The sequence below is a fragment of the Janthinobacterium rivuli genome, assembly GCF_009208735.1.
GTDB lineage: Bacteria > Pseudomonadota > Gammaproteobacteria > Burkholderiales > Burkholderiaceae_D > Janthinobacterium.
In genome coordinates this window covers 1-410 of the sequence record NZ_WFLJ01000074.1, presented here as the reverse complement: position 1 = coordinate 410, position 410 = coordinate 1, and the positions used below count along the sequence as shown (strand labels likewise).

General features: G+C 55.1%; 1 protein-coding gene. It reads right to left on the bottom strand.

The features are described 5' to 3' along the window. Positions 1–410 (bottom strand): EF-Tu C-terminal domain-related protein (locus tag GCN78_RS28965; RefSeq protein ID WP_264372707.1); only part of this gene is annotated, 410 nt, incomplete at both ends.

The following is a 410-nucleotide window of genomic DNA, read 5'->3' as shown; positions in this document are numbered from 1 at the left end:
ATCAGCTTGACGGTGATCGACACGTTATCGCCTGGCATGACCATTTCTTTGTCTGCTGGCAACTCGATCGAACCAGTCACGTCCGTCGTACGGAAGTAGAACTGTGGACGATAGTTGTTGAAGAATGGCGTATGACGGCCGCCTTCGTCTTTCGACAGAACATAGATCTCGCCGGTGAAGTGGGCGTGTGGCTTGATCGAGCCTGGTTTTGCCAGAACTTGACCACGTTGCACGTCTTCACGCTTGGTGCCGCGCAGCAGCAGACCAACGTTGTCGCCTGCTTGACCTTGGTCCAGCAGTTTGCGGAACATTTCCACGCCGGTGCAAGTCGTTTTGACGGTATCGGTGATGCCGACGATTTCGATCTCTTCGCCGACTTTGACGATGCCGCGCTCGATACGACCGGTCAC